This is a genomic window from Streptomyces sp. NPDC047028, assembly GCF_040644095.1.
In the GTDB taxonomy this organism is placed as follows: domain Bacteria; phylum Actinomycetota; class Actinomycetes; order Streptomycetales; family Streptomycetaceae; genus Streptomyces.
This window is the reverse complement of sequence record NZ_JBEYVS010000002.1, coordinates 17,617-38,564: the sequence shown is the minus strand read 5'-3', so window position 1 is coordinate 38,564 and position 20,948 is coordinate 17,617. Positions and strand designations below refer to the sequence as shown.

Below are 20,948 nucleotides of genomic sequence, written 5' to 3'. Positions count from 1 at the left end.
GCTTGCCTGACCAGCGTGAAAGCCGTGGCTGATGACCGCTCAGGGCGCGTACGATACGGGGCCATCCAGGCGGATGATTCCAAGATCGGACGAACCATGTCAGCGTTGACGGCTCAGCTTGATGACGGCCAGCTTGCCCTGATGACCACTATGGCTGAGCCCTACCTCAAGAAGGGGCAGTGGCCGGTCTGGCACTACGTCGAGGCTCAGCTCGACCGCCAGGGTCTGGATGCTGCGTCGGTTCTTAAGTCGTTGCCGAGCGTGGGGTCTCCGCTCATCGGGCAGCGTTCATACGGACTGGCGTGGTACGACCGGAACCAGCTTGCCGACGATAGCCGCCCAGTTCTTACCGTCGCCGCTGGCCTCCATGCTCCCCAACTTGAGCGCGTCTTCGGCGATCATTTCATCACCATCTTGCAGTACCTGATTAAGCATCAGCAGGCCATGACTCCCTCACCGGACAAGGTAGAGAAGGCATATGTAACGTCGGACGACATCCGAAGGGACTTCTCCGCCGCGACGCCTGAGTTCTTGAGGGCGCTGCCTGGCATCTTCCGCCACGAACCAGTATTGCGGAGCGGCTACTCGACGTGGGGCACCAGCAACGGCTGGCGGTTTGAGCTGAACCGAGAACTCGTCAAGTATCGGAATGTCAGCAACCTCAGCGAATATGTTTCAAAGGTCACTGAAATCCTGCTTGAGGAGCAACTTCTATTTGAGGCAACCAATTCCGTGACTCAATATGCACAGAACATCATCGTAGGCGCGCCGGAGGGCCTGGCGCCAACAGCTTCTCCTACCATCAGATTTCCAGTCTACGTCAACGCTGGACTCATTGAAGAACTGGAGCAGAAGCAGGGTCAGACCGCCTGGAGTCTCGACAAGCTGTTGCAGTTGCTGCGCGAGCTGAACGATTGTTACGCGGAAGATCATGTCTATGCCTGCCACGCACTGGTAAGGGCAGTCATCGACCATGTCCCGCCGATTCTTGGTGCCAACTCCTTTGAGTCAGCAGTCAGTAACTACAAGTGGACCCGGACCGACAAGAAGTACATGACCCGTTTGCTGGAATTCAAGAACCAGGCGGATGATGTACTTCACCGGCGGATCCGCCCTAGCAAGGACGTCATCGCCATGCACGACCTGTTGCCCTTCGGGGCTTACCTAAACGCGCTGCTACGGGAGTGCATCGATAAGCTGTAGTGGCCAGCGCAAAATGGATTGTGGGAAGAGGTGGCATGGCGGTAAAGGCAAAGCTAGAGGGTCATACCTTCGATCTGGATGCCTTGGTGGAACTCTTCCGCGAGGGCGACCCGAGGGTTAGCAAGGAGGAGGGCGGCTACTACCTGAACTCGGCTGAGTTGGGCGGCCTCATGGACAACGGTGGGCGGTTGTTCGAGGCAGCTACTAACCTTCTCCAGCGAGTGACAGGGGTGGCACGTGTCCTGGACAGCAGCTTTCGGCCCGTCAGTCTGCCCGGCATCTTCGTGGAGGATGACGGCACGGGTAACAGGCGGCGTCACCATATTGTGCAGGCTGACACCGCTGTGGTTCGGTCCAAGGCGTACGGCGTAGTTCTGTCGGTGGGTGATGGACAGTCGCCACCATCTCAACCCCCGCCCCCATCACCGCCAGAAGGACCGCCGTACATGCAGTTGGCGTCGAGCAGCGTCGATGTGGCCGAGACTCTGGAAATCCTGGGCAGGTCAAGCGTTTCACTAACCTGGGTTGATCTGTACAAGGTCTATGAGATTGTGCGTGGCAACGTGGGAGGCGATAAGCAACTCAAGGCGACGCAGTGGGTGTCCAGTGGTGATCTGTCTGCGTTTACGGCATCAGCTAATCGACCTGATGTGAGTGGCAGCGAGGCGCGTCATGCAAGAGCTACCGGGACCGGACTTCCGAAACGGACGATGACCCTGGCCGAGGGCGAGGCTTTCGTCCGCAGTCTGGTATTGGCCTGGTGGAACTATCTCGGTGGTCAGCCTTCCGCTTAACCTCGCGCTTTCATGAAGGGGGCCGTCCGGCAGGCGGTCACACAAACAAAGAACGCCTCTGACCAGCGAGAATGAGGTTTGTCTAAAGGGTGTTGCGCAAGGCTCTGAACTGGGCATCTCCGTTGTATGGCCGGGGTGTTGAGGGCTGAGCGGGTGTGGGTGGAGACGTTTTCGGGGCTGCGGGTGACGCAGTTTCGAGTCTGTTGCAGGTGGCGCGGGAGTGGGGCGGTGACGGCACGCTGCGGGGCCGACCGTTGTCGTTGCCGCTGGCCGAGCGGGTTCTCATGGTCGCGGTCTACTACCGGACGAACCTGACGATGCGGCAGCTGGGCCCGCTGTTCGGTGTCTCGTCCTCCCCGGCCCGCCGTGTCATCCAGGGGCTGGGCCCGCTGCTGGCACTCGAGCCTGCCTCCCGCGCGGCCGATGCGGCGGAACGGTTGTGGATCTTGGACGGCACCCTGGTCCCGGTCCGTGACCGGACCGTCGGCTCCTCGTCACGCAACTACCGGTTCTCGACGAACGTGCAGGTCGTCCTCGATGCCCGACACCCGTCCTGTGATCGCTGCCGCCCGCCCGGTGCCGGGTACCACCGCGGACGCCCGTGCCTGGCGGGCCTCCGGGCTAAGCACGTACTGCCAGGGCGTGGCCGTCCTGGGCGACGGCGCCTACCTCAACTGCGGGATGGTCGTGCCGCACCGCAAACGCCCCCGCCGGCCCCTGCTGCCGGGCGAGGAGGACGACAACGCCGCCCACCGCAAGGTGCATGCGCGGGTGGAGCATGTGATCGGCCGGATGAAGAAATACAAGATCCTCCGCGACTGCCGGCAGCACGGCGACGGCCTCCACCACGCTGTCCAGGCCGTCGCCAACATGCACAACCTCGCCCTCGCATCAGGACCACAAGACCGCGATCAAAACCTCTGGCCTGCACAATCACGGCCTTGTGCAACACCCTTTAGAGATCTGGATACGTAATTTCTTTGGGGTGATCCCTCAGGCTCTTCAGCGTCAGCACGCCCTGTTCTACTTTATCGACAAGAAATAGCTCACGAGTCTTGCAACCGGAGCATACGTCCACGGACGCCAGGGGCCAAAGGTCGAGCGGGGCTTTCCTAGGGCCGTTCCCTACGTAGATGTGCTTGGGTCTCAACGGGCGTTGACTGGATTCCTCAATAGGTTCCCAAGCCGGGTGGCTCCCACGGAGACGCTGCTTTACAAGGTTGAAAGAGGCCGTATCGAGGTACTCGCACCGCTCGACCCAATCCCAATGCGTAGTGGCGAGCCAAGATACCGATCTAAGGGTCCGCAGGACGAGGTGTTCAAGTTCATCTGCAGCGTCGCCGATCTCGTGCATTTCACGCACGCCATGAGCATGGGCTGACCCACTATTTCTGAATTCCTTGATACCTCTAAGTAGCAAGTGTGCATCCCCGCGAGCGTCAGGATCTAGGATCGCCCACCCTGGCGCGGCCTGCCAGCCAAGAATCGTCGTCCATGTGCCGAAGGTGGCGCCGGATCGAAATTTCTGCCTCAAAGTCTTGAGGAACTCTTCCCTGTCAGCCTGAGCCAGCTCTGCCAGGGCGATGATCCCGAGTGTTCGCGCGATGCCTTCCCCGAGCTTCAGCAGGGAATCCATTCGCTCCGCCGGATGGGTACTTGGCGCAATACTGCTGATTCGGTACCTTCGGGCCAGTGCTGCCACATGAAATGGGTAGCTCCATTCTGCCCGCGATACTGGATCTTCGAGTGCCTGCGTCAGTCCACCAATCAATAGTGCCTCAGCATCAGCCGCTTGTATGGTCCTGCGCAGTTCTTGAATATTTGAGTCTGTTCCTGAGAATACGTTCGGCAGCAGGTCAGATGTCGCGGCTCGGAGCCTGTGTCGGGCGGACTGCACATTCTCAAGGAGATCATCAAATTCCTCGGCCCCGACAACGTCGACAGGAACCGGCAGCATCATCAGGTCAGCTCCTGCTGGCAACTCCTTCGTAGCTGCTGGGGAATTTAGCCACTCGCAGAGGGCTCTACCGGTCCTTGGATCCTGAGGGTGGAGGACGATCAGGGATGTGACAGCTTGGCCGAAGAGTTGAGGTAGAAGACGCCAGCTTCCCGACCGTCCCACGATGTCACCGCCGGCGCACGGCGTCAGCGCAGTTGTTCCTTCAGGCGGAGAAGGAAGCTCCAGAGCGGAATCAACCACGTGAAGATCTTGAGCTCGCAGACAGCGGAGCTTTTCCTTCAAGTAGGAGCTTGCGTCCTCGAGTGACTCCTCGGTTTCGCTGTTTTGGGGATCAATTCTCTCAGTCACAAGGCGACAGAAATCTTCGAGCGGTGCAAAGGTAGCCTTGAGTCGGGCCGCGAAAAACAGTTCCGGCCTGATCTGATAGCCCGTCTTGGTCTTGGCCTGGTCGATCCATGCGTCCGGAATTTTCGGTTTGATCTCGCGCGCGAGATAGTCATCGACATCCGCGCCCAGGGGAATCCTCTTGTACTCACGCAACTTCGCGTCTGCCTCTACCAGCCCCCTCACTCGCTGAATTTCGCCTCTTGGGTCTCGTACACCAATCGCGTCACGCACTGCTTTGGCGCACGGTCCTCCTGTGGGCCAACTCAGGCCAGCCGCCGCCACGACCCTCTTCATCGCCGTCAGCGCCTGCGCCTGCGTGTCCCAGGATGAGCCCCGCAGTTTCCTCACGGCCGCCACGAACTGCTCACTCTTTTCAAGCCTCTGTACCGGCTTCGCCGCTGCCAGCGCTGCAAGTGTTTCGTCGTTGGCCTCAAAGCGGAACTTCAATGGCTGTTCTACCGTGATCTGCTGGTACCCGAAGTATTCGTTGGGGAGGACCTTCACCTTGGCATGACGTGGGTTCTTGGGGTCTTGCGAAATCTGCAGCGCCTGTTCGTAAAGCTCAGCGATCGCACGGACGTGCTCGTTGCCTACTTCCCGACGCTTATCCCCCAGGGACTTGCGCATCTTCTGCCACTCGTCACGCGCATCCAGCAAGACCACTCGGCCGTTACGGTCAGATGTCTTGCGATTCGTGAGAATCCAGAGGTATGTAAAAATGCCAGTGTTGTAAAACAACTGCTCGGGAAGGGCGATGATTCCTTCTAGCCAGTCGTTTTCTAGTATCCATCGCCGGATTTCAGATTCGCCCGATCCGGCCGCACCATTTGACAGAGGTGATCCGTTGAAGATAATCGCGACACGGGAACCCCCCTCTCCGTTCGCGTCTACCGGCTTCATTTTGGAGATCATGTGCTGAAGAAATAGAAGCGAGCCGTCGTTGATACGCGGCAGTCCGGCGCCGAAGCGGCCGGACGCGCCGAGGTCCTGGTGCTCCCGCTCAACCTCTGCCTTTGCTTTTTTCCATTCTATGCCGTATGGAGGATTAGCAAGGAGGTAGTCGAACTTTCGCAGCGCATGCCCGTCATCGGTTAGGGAATTGCCGAACGCAATATTACCTGGACTCTTTCCCTTGATCAAGAAATCCGACTGGCAGAGAGCCCACGACTCTGGGTTTAGCTCCTGCCCGTACACGTCGACGGTCGCATCTGGATTCAGCGCCTTAATGTGATCCTCGGCGGCGCTAAGCATTCCGCCCGTGCCACATGCCGGGTCCATGACGGTGCGGATAGCGCCTGGAGCAGTGACGATATCGCTATCCGGGGGAACCAAAAGAGTGACTGTCAGCCTGATGACGTCACGTGGGGTGAAATGCTCACCGGCCGTCTCATTAGAATGCTCAGCGAACCGGCGAATGAGCTCCTCGAATACAGGGCTCATTCTGTGGTCGGGAACAACATCAGGGCGCAGATCGAGATCGGCAAATTTACCGGTCACATGTTGGAGCAGTCCAGCGCCGTCCAGCCGTCGGGTCTGCCCGTCGAAATCAAAGCGATCCAGAATCTCGCGAGCTTCGTCCGAGAACGCTCTGACGTAGATTTGAAGATTTTTCGCCGTGTTCGCCGGATCTGAGGCGATTCCCCTCAGCGTCAGGTGACTCGTGTTGTAGAAGACGTGTCCAGAGGCACGCTGAAGGAGACCCTTCGGCGCGATCTCGCTGTCCTCATACTGGTCAGCGAGATCCGCAACTTTGTCGCGCGTTGGCTCTAGTACGCACTCCAGTCGGCGCAACACAGTAAACGGCAGGATCACCTTCCCGTAATCGGATTGCTTGTAGTCACCGCGCAAAAGGTCAGCGACGGACCAGACCAAACCAGTTAGGTGCTGCACGCCGTCGTTCACTGAAGCCCCCGAACAGATAGCCAATGTTCAAGGAGAATCGTCCCATGGGCGAGCAGTGCGAGGGGCAAGAACTGCCAACAAGCCGCTCATGGGGCACTGTGCCCAGCCTCAGTTCGGAGAAGCAGCGCTCCGATCCCTCGCTCCTACGCACCGAGTCAAGGTCCTCATGCTTCACGGGGCGTCCGTACGGTTGAGACCCACAATTCACCGATGCGGAAGCCGCCGTCACTCAGCCACTCGACGACGACCCGGTCGCGGGCCGCGTTTACCTCCTCCAACAGGACCTCACGGGCGCCGTCCGGCAGCATCTTCTTGTGCCGGCGCTTCAGTTCCTTCGGCGCGAGCGGGTTCGCGTCCATGCTCCGCTTGAGGTGTCCGAGCAGGACGCGGTCCTTTGTCCTGCTGCGTCGGCATCCGCTTCAGGTTCAGCTCCTGGACGAGCGCTGTGTTGATGCCGAGCTCAGCCTGCCGCAGGTAGAAGCCCTTCAGACAGGTGGCCGCCCCGCGCAGAGCGTCGTTCTGGTAGGGGCGCTTACCCACCCGCCACGGGGCTCCGTAGGGCATCGGGATCTTCGCCCCGACGGCCCCCATGTACCGCTTGAGATCGCGGAAGACCACGCTCTCGGGCGTTAGCCCCTCATGCCACCGCAGATGATCGACGAGCAGGTATGCATACGTCCTGTCCGAACCCGTGCCCGCGTACTTCGACAGGTACCAGTCGGCCCCGGAATGCAGCCCGCTCGCCGAGTCGAAGACGGTGTACGAGCAGCGGCCGTCCCGGTGCCGCACCTTCTCCACCCGGAGCTGACCGAGTGCCAGTCTCTGTGCCACGTGACCTCCATGCCGACTGAGCTGACATCGCCAACATCGCGACGCCGGTCGGCAAACGAGGTCGGGATGTCCCCAGTCACAGCCCAAGGCGGACGTCACGAACAGCGCTCTTGTAGGCAGGAAAACACGGAGAGACAAAGGAGTGGTGGCACTGGGAAGAAGGGTGTGTCACCGCCGCCTGGAAAGCCACTGCGCGAGCCTGAGACGGCGCTGCCCCGTTCAAGCCTGTGGTAACCCCATGGCTGCATCGCTCTCGTGCAACCGGCCGCTCAGGTCTGCGCGAAGCGAGGTCATCTGGCCACGTTCAGAGCACGGCCTAACTTCGTCGCGGCTGCTCAGGCCAGCCGCGGGACAACCGGTAGCACTTGCGCGAGCACCATCGCCGAGTCCAGCCGTCCTTGCGGCGGTCAATGGGTTTCTGGCACTGGCCGCACGACACCGGCCCAAAGAAGATGGATGGGTCAGTACCCCCAGACGACCATGTTCGGCAACGGCGGCTGCACCAGCGGCGAGGGGGATCGGCTAGCGACTTCGCTTCTATCGGGATGCCGCAGAACACGCATGTCCTGGAAGGCAAGGGAAGCCCGTCCCTCTCGATCAGCAGGTCCCAGCGGGAGACCTGCAGTTCGCATGTCTCCGAGCAGGTGCGCTTGGCGATTTGAGGGGCCAGCGGCATGGGGCCTTCGCAAGCGGCGCAATCGCGGAATGGCTGCTGGTCAGCCGCGTCCTCTTCGCGGGAACGACGTTCGATGTAGGCCACTCTGCGGCAGGCAGAGGAACAGAGCCGGTGACGTTGACCGAACTGGATCTTCATCGGCTGCCGGCAGATTCGGCAGGGTTCCATGACTGGATGCTTCTGGGGGACGCGGCATCGAGTCGAGCAGTAAACGGGCATGACGCCGAACGTGCGGGTGACCGCGAAGTCGGAGCCGCATCTCTTGCACTTGACGGTGTCAAGCGTCTTCCGTAGCTGTTCGGGGTCACGGCCGGTGACGGCGGCGATCCGTGCCCAAGTTGGACGGCCCTGATACCTGGGCGGTCCTGCGAGGAAGCGCCGCAGGTAGGCGGGCGGAAGGAAGTTGGCGCGGGCAAGGCGGGCGACGAAGGGGTAGCAGCCTTCACCGGCAATCGGCCGGACCTGGAAGGGAAGCTTGGTGATCGGCTCGCTGTCCACGGTGGGGTGGGTCACTTGTCCGCTTCCGAGAGGCCGCCGGGGTGCCTGCGACGGGAGGCGATGTCCAGGTCGACTGCCAAAAGGCCGGACTTGGTGATCTTCTCGGCGCCGGTGAGGATGGCATCCACGGCAGCTCCGCGGACCTGATGGGAAAGGGTGCCGATCATGCCGCCCGTTCGGGTGTGCAGGAAGCGGTCCAAGCGAGACAGGGTGCCACGTGTGTGCTGGTGCAGCAGGAGGTTCGCCTCCATCTGCGCGACCAAGCCCTTCCACTCCTTGTTGTAGGGGAAGGGGTGGGTGGCCACCGAGGTGAAGCGGGCGGCGATCTGGTCGCCGCGGGTGCCGGACAACAGGCCGCTGCCCTCGATGTCGATGCCGGCATAGGCAAACGTCGCGGGGATGCGCTCGGAGAAGTACTTGAGTGTGTCGGACGCCTCGGCTCCCGTGCGGGTGTGCAGGGAGATGTTGTGGATCTCATCGACCAGGACGAGACCGGTGCGGGCCTTAATGCAGACGCCGACCACGGCTTCGGTGAGGTCGGTGATGTTGAAGCTTCTCAGGACCGGGAGACCGAGGAAACGGGCGAACTCCGCGGCGATCATGCGGGGTGTCGCGGCGGGTGGGACGGTGATGTAGATGACCGGTACGCGCTCGTCCTGGTCAGGGTGCCGGCGACGGTCCTGCAACTCGTGCGCCAGCCCGAGCTGGGTCAGGGCGATCGTTTTGCCGGTGTTGGCCGGGCCGGTGACGATGAGGCCCCGGCGCGCGCTGATGGCGCCGCGGTTGAGGATGACCAGGCGGCGTCCGCAGGTGACGGTGTGCCGGACGGTTGAGGTAGCGACCACTTGCAGGCGGGCATGGTGGTCGAGCCGGTCCTCGTCATACTGGTATGTGTCCTCTTTGGTCAGGGCGTCGTACTCGTCTTGCGTCACCATGGCCATCGGCTCGTTGATCGCCCCCGCGATGAACTCGCGCCAGCCGGGGAGGGCTGTCAGGTAGCGGCCGAAATCGTCTTCCGGCTGGTCTGCCAGCGGCGTGCTCACGAACGTCTCCAGGGGTCCTCAAGCGGGTCGAAGATGCCCAGCGGGATCACTTCGGCCATCGTTTCCTCGTCCTCCGCCGGCGGCTCCAGCGAGGGTTGCGTCTCCGGTCGCGGCGGAGGCATGGCTGCTGCCGGTGTAGTGGCCTTGGTCCGGGCCGTGACACGACGGTCCGCCTTGGACCGTTTGGCCTTCCGGTTGTTTGCCGCCGGCTGTTCAGGGCCGGCGTGGGCGCGGGTCAGTAGGGCGGAGACGGCCTCGGCGAGTTCTTCCTCCGTGGTCTTGGGCAACTGGTGGCTGACGTGGTCCCAGGCGAGGTCACCGAAGGGAACGGGCGCGCGGTTCAAGTACTTCCAGGTTGCCTGGATCCACTCGCCTTCGCCGCGGTGGTTGCGTACCCAGACGCGGGAGACGTCGTAGGGGTCACGGTGGACTTCCCAGAGCCCACGCTTGGCGGTGACCCCTGAGTCGCGCCGTCGCATCGGCCCCAGCTCGGGGGCATCGTAGGTGCGGTTGTTGATCCGAATTCCGTAGGAGTTGACGGCCCGCCAGGCCGCTGGGAGGAGTTCGACGTAGTCCTGGCCGCTGAGAGCGACCGGGACGTAACCGCAGGCCTCGACCAGCGCGGCGTACTTCTGGTTCGGCGTGAACAGCCGGCCCGGATGGTCGGGATCTCGCAGCCCCTCGTGAGGGCGGTTCTGCCAGTGGGCGACGATCCACTCGTCCAGTAGTTCCTGCAGTTCGGGCAGAGCCCACAGGTTCTCGCGCTCCGGGTGACGGCCACGGTGGTCGGTGTTGCGGCCGGTGTAGCCGGGGAGGAACTGGGCGAACATCGTGGCGACGGAGCCGAGCATCTTCTCGATGTGGCCCTTTTCGAAGGGCGAGCCCTTGTGCGTGGGCTGGAAGTCGATCTCCAGGAACCGGCAGGAGGCTCGGAAGTTGCGCGAGACGAACACCTTGCCGTGATCGCAGACGATCATCTCCGGGACGATCACCGGCTTGGCTGCAGCGTGCTCCAGACGCTCATCGAGGGTCAGCATCCGGGCATGCGGCAGCACAGAGCGGGACATCTTCAGCGCGTCGACCCAGCTTGGTCTCATCAGCTCCGGGGTGACCGTGCGGGCCAGCAGCACGCTGGCGTCGACGGACTTCGTCGTGGGCCTGAGCACCGCCGCGGCCAGTGTCCTGGTGGCGACGTCGATCATGCCGGTGAGTTCGACCTTGCCGACCACTCCGTTGTCGAGGCGGACCATGACGTCCAACGGTGTGGAGTCGATCTGCATGACTTCACCCGGAGCCGACACTGTCAACTCACCGAACGGGGCCGCGGCCCCATGGGCCTTCGACCTGCGTGTGACGGCCGACCCGGTCGCATGTGTGCCTGCCGTCAGCTTCGCCACCAGTCGGTAGAGAGTCCGTCGCGAGGGCAGCTCGGCCAGGTTCCCGCCATTCTCCCGAATGATCTCCCCGGTCCTCCAGATCAGGTAGGCCCCGTTGCGTGTCGAGGTCTCGACGCCCTCCTTGATCGCCTGCCGCATCGCCTCGACGATGGCGTCGGGCACGTCACCGAACTCCTTGCGCTTGCGGACCGAGCGGTGATCGACCAGCCGAGCCAGGCCGACCAGGCCTTCCTCCGTGTAACGGCGTCGCCGGAGGCCCACCGCTCCGGTCTTGATCTCATGGCCGAGGGCGGCGAGTTCAGCCGCCTTGGCCTTCTGGCGCGAGGTCACCGATGTGCCCGGTCCGTAGCCCGGTCGCGGTGGTGTACCCGGTTCGGTGCCTGGCGGCAGCCCGTGCAGAACCTCAAGGACGTGTCCTTCCCACCACAGTGCTCGCTTCATCACCTCGGGTGCGAAGGTCTCCAACAGACCGGACTGGGGCAGAGGCATGCGTTCGGGCTGGAACAGGATCTCGAAGTCCGCGGTTTCGAACAGGTCGATCAGAGCGACAACGCGGTGCGGTGCCTCGGCGTCCTCCAGCACCGCCGCCCGTGCGGTGACCTCGAGAACACTCCTCACCTGGCCCTCGAACCGGACCCTCTGGCCGACCACCAAGGCCGGCGGCCGCTTCAAGCTGCCCATCGGATTCCCTCCGTCCAGACGAGACTGTCGCTCTCCATCAGTCCTCCCGCGAGATCGGTCCTCAGAGCGCCGGACCACAACAGATGGAACAGCACCGGCAGAACCTGCAACCGGTCTCCGACCAGCCCAGCGCCCTCCCATAGCCCCATCGGTTCGCGGAAGACCTCCAAGAGGCCATTCCTCACCGCCACCGGTCGGCCGCAGCGGGCCCGCCGATATCGGGACAGCCAGCGGATGTTCGCCATGAACACCGGCTCGGGCCGCCCGACCCGCTCGAACTCCCATCCCACGGCCCTGCAGGCATGCTCGGTCGCCTCGAACGCCTCTCGCGTCGCCCCGTCCATCTCGTCCGCAGCACGGACGTCAACGAGACGGGCACGTCCGTCGGACAGCCGGACGAAGTAGTCAGGGGCATGCCGGCGCTTGCGTGTGCCGTCGCGCCAGTGCAGCCAGAACGGCTGCGAGGCGATCGCGACCACCTGCGGATCACGGTCCAGCAAGATCAGCCGGTCCCGCTCCAGCCACGACTCGTAGCCCACGTGATCCCGCAGCGTCGCCGAGTAGTACCAGCCGGCGAACCCGTGACCGCCTTTGTGCCAGCTGAACTCCCGCACCGGGTCCACAGCCTCGAACGGCGTATCCCAGCTAGACCCAAGCGATCGACGTACGAGCGCCCCATTGACGGAAAAGGCCAGGTCAAAGGACGTGAGGGCAGCCTCTTCGAACACGCCAAGAGGTGCCCCCACCACGTCCCCCGCTTACCTGTACGCCGAATGATCAACCTGCGGTGGCACAAACTAGCGTTGATCATCCTTCACTGGCAATCGATCAACGATCACTGTCACAGGTCAACCGCGAAACGGGCCAGGACCTGCACATTGGCCTTGGTCCGCCGACCGCGGGCACCGCTAGCGTCGCGTCCATGCGCATCCGAATCGTCGACGCCTTCACCGACCGCCCGTTCGCCGGCAACCCGGCCGGGGTCCTCCTCCTGGACGACGCCTTCCCCGACGACGACTGGCTGCAGAACGTCGCCATGGAGGTCAACCACGCCGAGACGGCGTTCGCCCACCGACTGCCCGGCGGAGGCGAGGCGGACTGGGCGCTGCGCTGGTTCACACCGGTCACCGAGGTCGACATGTGCGGGCACGCCACACTCGCCGCGGCGCACGTGCTGCACACCACCGGGGCTCACGAGGGTCCGGTGCGGTTCGCCACGCGCAGCGGCGTGCTCACCTCCACGCCCGGCACCGACGGCCGGCTCACCCTTGATTTCCCGACCGCCCCGCTCACCCCGGTCGAGGCGCCGGCCGGCGTCGCGGACGCGCTGGGCGCGGAGCCGGTCGCCGCGTTCGACACCGGGCCGCACGTCGGTGACCTGCTGATCGAACTGGCCGACGAGAAGACCGTGCTGGGCCTCTCCCCCGACCACAAGGCGCTGGCCGCCTACTCCTCGCGCGGCATCATCGCGACCGCCCGGGCCGAGGACCCGTCCCGGGGGTACGACTTCGTCTCCCGATGCTTCTTCCCGAACGTCGGCATCGACGAGGACCCGGTCACCGGCAGCGCCCACACGGCCCTGGCCCCGCACTGGGCGGGCCGCCTGGGCCGCGACGACCTCACCGGCCTGCAGGCCTCCCGCCGCACCGGGCTGGTCCGCACCGGCCTGCGCGGCAACCGCACGCTCCTCACCGGGTACGCGGTCACGGTGCTCGACGGCGAACTGCGCGCCTGACCGCGCTCACCGGGCGGCGGACCTGCCGGTCCGCCGCTCAGGCCGTCGGCAGCCAGCCCACCTTGCCGGCCAGCAGGGCGTAGCCGACGAACGCGCCGATGTCGAGGAGTGAGTGCGCGACGACGAGCGGGCCGACGCGGCCCCAGCGGCGGTACAGGTACACGAAGACCACGCCCATCACCATGTTGCCGACGAAGCCGCCGATGCCCTGGTAGAGGTGGTACGACCCGCGCAGGACCGCGCTGGCCACGAGCGCGGTTCCCGGCGTCCAGCCCAACTGGCCGAGCCTGCGCAGCAGATAGCCGACGACGATGACCTCTTCGAGTACGGCGTTCTGCACGGCGCTCAGGATCAGCACCGGGTACTTCCACCACACGCCGGGCAGTGCCTCGGGCACCACGGTGAGGTTGAAGCCGAGGCCGCGAGCAGCCAGGTAGAAGGCGATGCCGGTGCTGCCGATCACGGCGGCGACGCAGGCTCCGCGGGCCAGGTCGGGCCGGGGACGGGTGCGGTCGAAGCCGAGGGTGCGGAGGCTGCCGCCCTCGCGCAGCAGGAAGTGGGCGACGAGGGCGACGGGGATCAGTGCGGTGGCGATGCCGAAGAGCTGCCACGCCAGGTCGAGCCAGGGGCGGCCGGGCGCGGCCGAGGCGTTGAGGGTGGCCGCCTGGTCCTTGAGGCCGCCGGGCTTGGTGACCGAGCCGATGAAGCTGATCAGCGCCGACACCCCGCTCGCCCCGAGCGAGAGCCCGAGCACGAGCAACGTCTCGTCCCGCAGCACCCGCCGCGGCGGGCTCTCCACCAGCGCCGACTCGCCCACCTGCACCACAACCTCCCGCCGACCCGCCCGACCTTGCCCGCAAGGATCCCAGAACAAGCCCCGTGACGAACGCACCGGGTACGGAGACGGGGCCCAGCGGCGTACCGTCACGGGCCCCGGCGGCACAGCGCCGCAACCACCACCTCAGCCCGACCGTCCCTCGGTCCCCTGTGGCCCGCCGCGACGGCGCTCACCCCCCGCGGTGCGGGCCGGCGGTCTCCACGGCGTCCGGCTGCCCCGTCCGCCGGTACGGCTCCGCGCCCGGAGGGCGGCAGTCGGGCCACGACGCCGGGCACCGGGCGTCGGTCCCGGCCTGCGGTGTCTCAACCCAGGGGTGCCGGCTCCGGGAGTCCCACGGGCCACGTGTGGACCGGCTCCCCCGTGTGCATCAGCTGGGCGTACCTACGGGTCGTGGCGGCCAGGGCGGCGTCCCGGCCGAGGCCCTGTTCCAGGGCGCGGTGGAACGTGGCGGCCTGCCAGGACGCTCCGTTGGCCCGGCGGCGGCACCGCTCCTCGATGACGCCCAGGTAGAGGTCCCGGTCGGCGGCCTCGATCCCCCACGCGTCGAGCCCGGCGGACGCCAGCGGCAGCAGCTCGTCGCGGACCAGGGTCACCGCGTCGACCTCGGCCGTACCGCCGTGGCGTCCTCGCCGGGGCCAGACGAAGCGGGCGTCGATGCCGTACCGGCACGCCGCGTCGAAGTTGGCCTCGGCCGCCTGGAACGGCAGCCGGGTCCACACCGGGCGCGACTCCTCGGCGAGGGCGCGGACCAGGCCGTAGTAGAAGGCCGCGTTGGCGATGACGTCGGTGATGGTAGGCCCGGCCGGCAGCACCCGGTTCTCCACCCTGAGGTGCGGCACGCCGTCCGCGATGCCGTACACGGGCCGGTTCCACCGGTACACCGTGCCGTTGTGCAGGACGAGTTCGGCGAGCGAGGGGATGCCGCCGGCGTTGAGGACGTCCAGCGGATCCTCGTCGTCGCAGATGGGCAGCAGGGCGGGGAAGAAGCGCAGGTTCTCCTCGAACAGGTCGTACGCGGAGGTGATCCACCGCTCCCCGAACCAGGTCCGCGGCCGTACACCCTGCGCCTGGAGTTCCGGCGCCCGCGTGTCGGTGGACTGCAGGAACAGGGGCGGCCGCGACTCGCGCCACAGTTCGCGCCCGAACAGGAACGGCGAGTTGGCGCCGACGGCGATCTGCGCGGCACAGGCCACCTGCGCCGCGTTCCACACGTCGGCGAACCGGCCGGGGGTGACCTGGAGATGCAGTTGCACGGACGTACAGGCGGCCTCGGGGACGATCGACTTCGAGGTGCAGGTGAGGTGCTCCACGCCCTCGATGTCGAGCAGGAACTCCTCTCCGCGGGCGGCCACGATCTGGTCGTTGAGCAGGGTGTAGCGGTCGACCTCGGACAGGTTGGAGGAGACCAGGTCGTCCCGGTCCAGAGTGGGCAGAATGCCGATCATGACGATGCCGGCGTCCACCTCCCCGGCCTTCCGGTCGGCGTAGGCGAGCGCGGTGCGCATCTCCTCGGCGAGCCGGTCGAATACCCGGCCGCCCAGCGGGTGGGGGGCGATGTTGACTTCGAGGTTGAACATGGCGAGTTCTGTCTGGAAATCCCGGCTCGCGATGCGCTCCAGTACCTCGCCGTTCAACATTTTCGGCATGCCGTCGAGACCGGCGAGATTCAATTCGATCTCGACTCCCATGAGGTTCCTCGGGCGGTCGAACCGCTTCTCGACCAGCAGGCGCTCAAGCCCCGTCAGGCACTTACGGAGCTTTTCGCGGTACCGCCCGCGATCGGACAGGTCGAACTCGCCTGCCACGACCTTCTCGCCCATCGACGTGTCCCTCCTCGGCTGGGCGAGCCGCTTGTCCGGCCGCCGGGGTCCCGGGTCCGGTGGGATGATGCCCAGCGAATGCGATCGATAACGTCCCGCGCGGACCCGGTGCCCGCTAGTCTGTCGGAATGTGCCGCGGGGCACATTCACGAGGCATGATGCATCACGCATCTTCGGGTGCCCCGTGGGTCTCGTGAAAAACGCCGACGACATTCGGCCGACCGCGGCGGCAGCATATTCCGAGGTCAACCGTGCGGCGTGGGTCGGGAAATCGGGACGAGGAACGCGAATCGGCGACCGAATAGACCCTTGCCGGGTGCACGGGAATCCGGTAGACGAAACAGGGCCTGAACACGTGTCGTATAAACTTCGGAAGGCAGAAAGGTTGGCGCCCCCGGTCCTGGCCGTGCCGCGTTCCCGCCGTCGGACGACGGACGGCGGGCCCCCCGACGCACCCTCGTTCTCCGACCGGGCCCCGCCTCTCTGACCTCCCCGTGAGCTGACAGCGCCGTCCGCCCCACCCTCCTCGCGCCGCCGCGCCTGTCGAACGAGAGGCGACCCACCATGCCGCTGCACGTGCCCCCTGCTCCCGCGCCCGCACTGCGCTCCGTCCGTACGGCCCTCGGTTCCCCCACCGCGGTCCGTGAGGCCCGAACTCCCTCCCTGCGCGCAGCCCAGGGACCCGTGACACCCGAACTCCCGTTGCCCGTGCACGTGCTGGACCGGATCACCGCACAGGGTCTGTCCGCGACCCGGCTGGCCGGCTGGCGCTTCCTGATCCGCTGCGGCGACCGTGCCGTGGCCGCGGCGGAGACCATGCTGACGCCCGACGGCTGGGCGTTCTCCCACTTCTTCGAGGGCCCGTACCTGGCGTCGACCGAGCGCGCCCTCCAGCAGGCCGAGTCGCTGCCGCTGCCGTACCAGCCGCGGCTGCTGTCGGTGCCCGGCCTGTACATGCTCACCCTCTGGCTGCACGGTGACATCACCGCGGACGCCGCCGAGGGCCATCCGGCCGCCACCGACCTGCTCGTCCCGCTCGCCCCCGCGCCGCCCGGCATCTTCGCCCACCGCCCGCACCACGTCGCCGAGTTGCTGCCGGTGCTCACGCTCCGCGCCACTCCCGCCCCTCTCCTCGGTTCGCCGGCCTGACCCCGACCGTCCGGACGACGCGTGTACCCCGCCTCCCGGGAGGGATGCGGGGTACACGTGCGCCGGGCCCGGGTGGACTAGCCCTTTCCGGTCACCCCGAACCACCCAAAGGGACAGTGCAGTTGTACTGAACCGTCCGCGCGGGTGACGCGTCATGAACCTGTGAGGAGCGGTGCTGCGAAATCCCTGCGGAATGACGCCCTGAGGGCAACACTGGGTTCCGACCGACTTATCACAACGGGGGACGGACATGACCACGACAGAGCGAGAGATCCCACCCATGTGCCAGCACCAGCCGCCGTGCCCGCCAGCCGAATCCGCCGACCGGGAGTCCGCCCGTCTCGTGGCGCACCACCCGGAGCAGGGCTGGAGTCTGCTGTGCAACGGCGTCCTGCTCTTCGAGGACACCGGCGAGCTTCTGCCCGACGGCCAGGTCATCGCTCCGCACCGGCTCGGCGCGGAGCACGTGATGACGGCGGCCTGAGCGCGCCCCGGGCGGTCCGCCGCTCCGCCCGGTGATCCGAAGGGGCCGGCCGCACCGCCATCGGTGCGCACCGGCCCCGACGAATGTCCGAGAGCGGCTACGCCTCGTGACCGTCCGCTGTCGCAGCGCCGCCGACTGGATCCGTCGACTGGTCGGATCCGGCGCGCGGGAGTGGGATGGAGGGGGGAACGGGAGACAGGCCCCGCGGCAGCCCGTCCGCGGGAGGAGCCCGTGGACCGCGCGAGGAACGGGTGGTGTCATGTCCGGTTACGGCACCTCGCCGACCGCCCGGGTGGTGGTCGGTGTCAGCGGCTCCCTCGGCAGCGTCACGGCCCTGCGCCGCGCCACCGCGCTGGCCCGCCGACTGGGAGCCGAGCTGTGGCCGGTGCTGGCCTGGGAACCGCCGGGCGGAGAGGCGGCCACGCGTCGCACCGCCACCTCCGGACTGCTGACCGAGGACTGGCAGCGGCTCGCCAAACAGCGGCTGGCCTCGGTCCTCGACGAGATCTTCGGCGAGGACGGCCCGGGCGTGACGGCGCACCCCGTCGTCGTCCGCGGCCTGCCGGGTCCCGCACTGGTGGCGACGGCCGACCGGGACACCGACCTGCTGGTCGTGGGCGCCGGCCGGCGCGGTCTGCGGCGCGCCTTCTCCGGCCGGGTGTCGCGGCACTGCCTGGCGCACGCCGTCTGCCCGGTCCTCGCGGTACCGCCGTCCCCGCTGGCGTCGGCCCTGATGGCCGTCCACCGGCGCAACGCCTGGCACCGGCGGATGGACACCCGGGAGCTGTGACGCCATCGCCGTTCTCGCCGTGCGGGTCCACCCGGCGGCCGCGTCAGGCGTGTACGCGGTGTCCAGGCCTGAGCGCGGCGGCCGCGCCGACGATGACACTCGGTGTCTGCGGCCAGCGCCCGGGCTCAGGCGCCCGCCGGGCCGTCGTACGCGCCGGAATCGGCGCCCCGACCTTCGCCTTTGATGCGCCGCTCCTCGTGCGGGGGCATTCTTAACGCAGGATTGACGCCCACCGGGCCCCCGATCCATGGGCCCGCGCATCACTCTCTGCTTACGCTGGTGCCGCCGTCCGTGTGATGGCCGGAAAGAGCTGAGCCACACACCAGGAGCACGCCGATGGCCACGACCGAGCACCCTCCCAGCCGCATGCGCGCCTGGATGCTGGAGGGGCTGTCCGACATGGGCAGGAACGGCGGCCACACGGGCCCCCACACCGAGCCGGAGCCGCCGCACCAGGGCCAGCGCTGGTGGCGCGTGATGTGCCTGACGGGTGTCGACTACTTCTCGACCCTCGGCTACCAGCCCGGCATCGCGGCCCTGGCGGCCGGTCTGCTGTCACCGGTGGCGACCATCGTGCTGGTGATCGTCACCCTGGCCGGTGCCCTGCCGGTCTACCGCCGGGTGGCGGAGGAGAGCCCGCACGGCGAGGGGTCCATCGCGATGCTGGAGCGGCTGCTGTCGTTCTGGCAGGGCAAACTGTTCGTCCTCACCCTGCTGGGCTTCGCGGCCACCGACTTCCTGATCACCATCACCCTGTCGGCCGCCGACGCCTCCACCCACCTGGTGGAGAACCCGCATCTGACGGACCTCCTCCAGGGCAAACAGTTGCTGATCACCCTGTTCCTGGTGGCGCTGCTCGGCGCGGTGTTCCTCAAGGGCTTCCTGGAGGCTGTCGGCGTCGCGGTCGCCCTGGTCGGCGTCTACCTCGCGCTCAACGTCGTCGTCGTGCTCGACGGGCTGTGGCACGTGCTCACCGCCGGGCACGTCGTCACCGACTGGACGAGCGCGCTCACCACGGAACACGGCAACGTGTTCGTGATGGTCGGCGTGGCCCTGATCGTCTTCCCGAAACTCGCCCTCGGCCTGTCGGGCTTCGAGACCGGCGTCGCCGTCATGCCGCACGTGCGGGGCGACGAGGGCGACACCGAGGAGCGTCCCGCGGGCCGGATCCGGGACACCAAGAAGCTGCTGACCACCGCCGCCCTGATCATGAGCTGTTTCCTGATCGCCACCAGCTTCATCACCACGCTGCTGATTCCGGAGAACGAGTTCAAGCCGGGCGGCAAGGCCAACGGCCGGGCCCTCGCCTACATGGCGCACCAGTACCTCGGCAGCGCCTTCGGCACGGTCTACGACATCTCCACCATCGCCATCCTGTGGTTCGCCGGCGCCTCCGCCATGGCCGGGCTGCTCAACCTCATGCCGCGCTATCTGCCCCGCTACGGCATGGCACCGCACTGGGCGCGGGCGGTGCGCCCGATGGTCATCGTCTTCACGCTGGTCGCCTTCCTGGTGACCTGGATCTTCGACGCCAACGTCGACAAGCAGGGCGGCGCCTACGCCACCGGTGTGCTGGTGCTGATCAGCTCGGCGGCGATCGCGGTGACCATCGCCTCCCGCAAGGCGCGGCAGCGGGGCTGGACCATCGGATTCGGGGTCATCTCGGCGGTGTTCCTCTACACCACCGTCGTGAACGTCATCGAACGCCCGGACGGTGTGAAGATCGGTGCCTGCTTCATCGCGGGCATCATCCTGGTCTCCCTGTTGTCCCGGCTGGCCCGCGCCTTCGAGCTGCGGGTGACGAGCGTGGCGATGGACCCGATGGCGGAACGTTTCGTCCGCGACATGGCCAGCCGCCGGATGCGGTTCATCGCCAACGACCCCGGCCACCGCGACAAGGCCGAGTACCGCGACAAGATCGAGCAGATCCGGGCCGACAACGACATGCCCGAGCAGGACGACTTCGTCTTCGTCGAGGTCACGGTCACCGACCCCTCAGAGTTCGAGGCGTGCCTGACCGTGCGCGGCGAGGTGCTGCACGGGCGCTACCGCATCCTGGCCGTGGAGTCCGCGTCCATCCCCAACGCCCTCGCCGCGCTCCTGCTGCACGTCCGGGACCTCACCGGCTGCACCCCGCACATCTATTTCGAGTGGACCGAAGGCAACCCCTTCCGGAACTTCCTGCGCTTCTTCCTGTTCGGCCAGGGCGAGGTCGCCCCGGTCACCCGCGAGGTACTGCGCGAGGCGGAGCCGGACCGGGAGAGGCGGCCGCGGGTACACACCGGCTGAGTCGGTCCGACATCTTTCGATCACCCCGGTCCGCGGGTGCCGCCCCGGCCGCCTATCGTGTCCGGCATGCAGTCCTACACCATCGGTCAGGCCGCGCGGCTGCTCGGCGTCAGCCCGGACACCGCCCGCCGCTGGGCCGACGCCGGCCGGGTGACCACGCATCGCGACGAGTCGGGGCGGCGCCTCATCGGCGGCGGCGACCTCGCCGCCTTCTCGGTCGAACTGGCCAAGGCGGCCGGCACCGAGGAGGACGCCCCCTACACCTCCGCCCGCAACGCCTTCCCCGGCATCGTCACCGCGATCAAACTCGGCGACGTCGCCGCCCAGGTGGAGATCCAGGCGGGCCCGCACCGGCTGGTCTCCCTGCTGACCCGCGAGGCCGTCGAGGAACTCGGCCTGGAGGTCGGCATGGAGGCCACCGCCCGCGTGAAGTCGACGAACGTACATATCGACCGGGTCTGAGCACCTCCC

At 66.4% G+C, this 20,948-nt stretch carries 14 protein-coding genes and 2 pseudogenes; 9 read left to right on the top strand and 7 right to left on the bottom strand.

Features of this window, described 5'->3' with window-relative positions; all coding sequences use genetic code 11:
- Positions 1 to 24 precede the first annotated feature (24 nt).
- The 3 genes and pseudogenes from ABZ854_RS02300 to ABZ854_RS02290 all read left to right on the top strand — a co-directional run.
- On the top strand, positions 25 to 1,203 hold the full coding sequence (locus tag ABZ854_RS02300; protein ID WP_361203539.1) for a hypothetical protein: 1,179 nt from the start codon (positions 25 to 27) through the stop codon (positions 1,201 to 1,203).
- Between the two features lie 35 nt (positions 1,204 to 1,238).
- Positions 1,239 to 1,997 (top strand): hypothetical protein, encoded by a 759-nt coding sequence (locus ABZ854_RS02295; RefSeq protein WP_361202889.1) that lies wholly within the window; start codon positions 1,239 to 1,241, stop codon positions 1,995 to 1,997.
- 126 nt (positions 1,998 to 2,123) lie between these two features.
- Positions 2,124 to 2,888 (top strand): annotated as a pseudogene (locus tag ABZ854_RS02290) (transposase family protein); the annotation flags it as partial.
- Between the two features lie 1,486 nt (positions 2,889 to 4,374).
- Here ABZ854_RS02290 and ABZ854_RS02285 read toward each other — a convergent pair.
- From ABZ854_RS02285 to ABZ854_RS02265, 5 genes and pseudogenes are all read right to left on the bottom strand, one after another.
- Positions 4,375 to 6,246: pseudogene (locus tag ABZ854_RS02285) on the bottom strand (class I SAM-dependent DNA methyltransferase); the annotation flags it as partial.
- Positions 6,247 to 6,531: 285 nt separating this feature from the next.
- Positions 6,532 to 7,077, bottom strand: a complete 546-nt coding sequence (locus ABZ854_RS02280) for a hypothetical protein (RefSeq protein WP_361202886.1) — start codon at positions 7,075 to 7,077, stop codon at positions 6,532 to 6,534.
- A 1,185-nt stretch (positions 7,078 to 8,262) separates the two neighbouring features.
- On the bottom strand, positions 8,263 to 9,294 hold the full coding sequence (locus tag ABZ854_RS02275; RefSeq protein WP_361202883.1) for an ATP-binding protein: 1,032 nt from the start codon (positions 9,292 to 9,294) through the stop codon (positions 8,263 to 8,265).
- Positions 9,291 to 11,372: a Mu transposase C-terminal domain-containing protein gene (locus ABZ854_RS02270; protein WP_361202880.1), complete on the bottom strand. Its 2,082-nt coding sequence runs from the start codon at positions 11,370 to 11,372 to the stop codon at positions 9,291 to 9,293. Before ABZ854_RS02270 ends, ABZ854_RS02275 begins: the two co-directional genes overlap by 4 nt.
- Positions 11,360 to 12,121, bottom strand: a complete 762-nt coding sequence (locus tag ABZ854_RS02265; RefSeq protein ID WP_361202877.1) for a TnsA-like heteromeric transposase endonuclease subunit — start codon at positions 12,119 to 12,121, stop codon at positions 11,360 to 11,362. Before ABZ854_RS02265 ends, ABZ854_RS02270 begins: the two co-directional genes overlap by 13 nt.
- A gap of 173 nt (positions 12,122 to 12,294) precedes the next feature.
- Between ABZ854_RS02265 and ABZ854_RS02260 the strand changes: the two genes are divergently transcribed.
- A complete protein-coding gene (locus tag ABZ854_RS02260; protein ID WP_361202874.1) occupies positions 12,295 to 13,107 on the top strand; it encodes a PhzF family phenazine biosynthesis protein in 813 nt (270 codons plus the stop codon).
- Between the two features lie 37 nt (positions 13,108 to 13,144).
- Here ABZ854_RS02260 and ABZ854_RS02255 read toward each other — a convergent pair whose 3' ends face one another.
- Both ABZ854_RS02255 and ABZ854_RS02250 read right to left on the bottom strand, forming a co-directional pair.
- On the bottom strand, positions 13,145 to 13,930 hold the full coding sequence (locus ABZ854_RS02255; protein ID WP_361202871.1) for a type II CAAX endopeptidase family protein: 786 nt from the start codon (positions 13,928 to 13,930) through the stop codon (positions 13,145 to 13,147).
- 317 nt (positions 13,931 to 14,247) lie between these two features.
- Positions 14,248 to 15,765 carry a glutamate--cysteine ligase gene (locus ABZ854_RS02250; RefSeq protein ID WP_361202868.1) on the bottom strand — a complete coding sequence of 506 codons (1,518 nt, stop codon included), beginning with the start codon at positions 15,763 to 15,765 and terminating at the stop codon, positions 14,248 to 14,250.
- A 564-nt stretch (positions 15,766 to 16,329) separates the two neighbouring features.
- Here ABZ854_RS02250 and ABZ854_RS02245 point away from each other — a divergent pair.
- The 5 genes from ABZ854_RS02245 (at position 16,330) to ABZ854_RS02225 (ending at position 20,939) form a co-directional block, all read left to right on the top strand.
- Complete coding sequence (locus ABZ854_RS02245; RefSeq protein WP_361202865.1) at positions 16,330 to 16,914, top strand: hypothetical protein; 585 nt, start codon at positions 16,330 to 16,332, stop codon at positions 16,912 to 16,914.
- A 280-nt stretch (positions 16,915 to 17,194) separates the two neighbouring features.
- Positions 17,195 to 17,398, top strand: coding sequence for a DUF5999 family protein (locus tag ABZ854_RS02240; protein WP_129312157.1), 204 nt, complete (start codon positions 17,195 to 17,197; stop codon positions 17,396 to 17,398).
- A gap of 259 nt (positions 17,399 to 17,657) precedes the next feature.
- Entirely contained in the window at positions 17,658 to 18,188 is a 531-nt protein-coding gene (locus tag ABZ854_RS02235; RefSeq protein ID WP_361202862.1) for a universal stress protein, read from the top strand.
- A 336-nt stretch (positions 18,189 to 18,524) separates the two neighbouring features.
- The gene (locus ABZ854_RS02230; RefSeq protein WP_361202859.1) at positions 18,525 to 20,477 is read left to right on the top strand and encodes an amino acid transporter; all 1,953 of its coding nucleotides are present in this window, start codon (positions 18,525 to 18,527) and stop codon (positions 20,475 to 20,477) included.
- Positions 20,478 to 20,543: 66 nt separating this feature from the next.
- The gene (locus tag ABZ854_RS02225) at positions 20,544 to 20,939 is read left to right on the top strand and encodes a helix-turn-helix transcriptional regulator (protein ID WP_361202856.1); all 396 of its coding nucleotides are present in this window, start codon (positions 20,544 to 20,546) and stop codon (positions 20,937 to 20,939) included.
- The last annotated feature ends 9 nt before the right edge of the window (positions 20,940 to 20,948 follow it).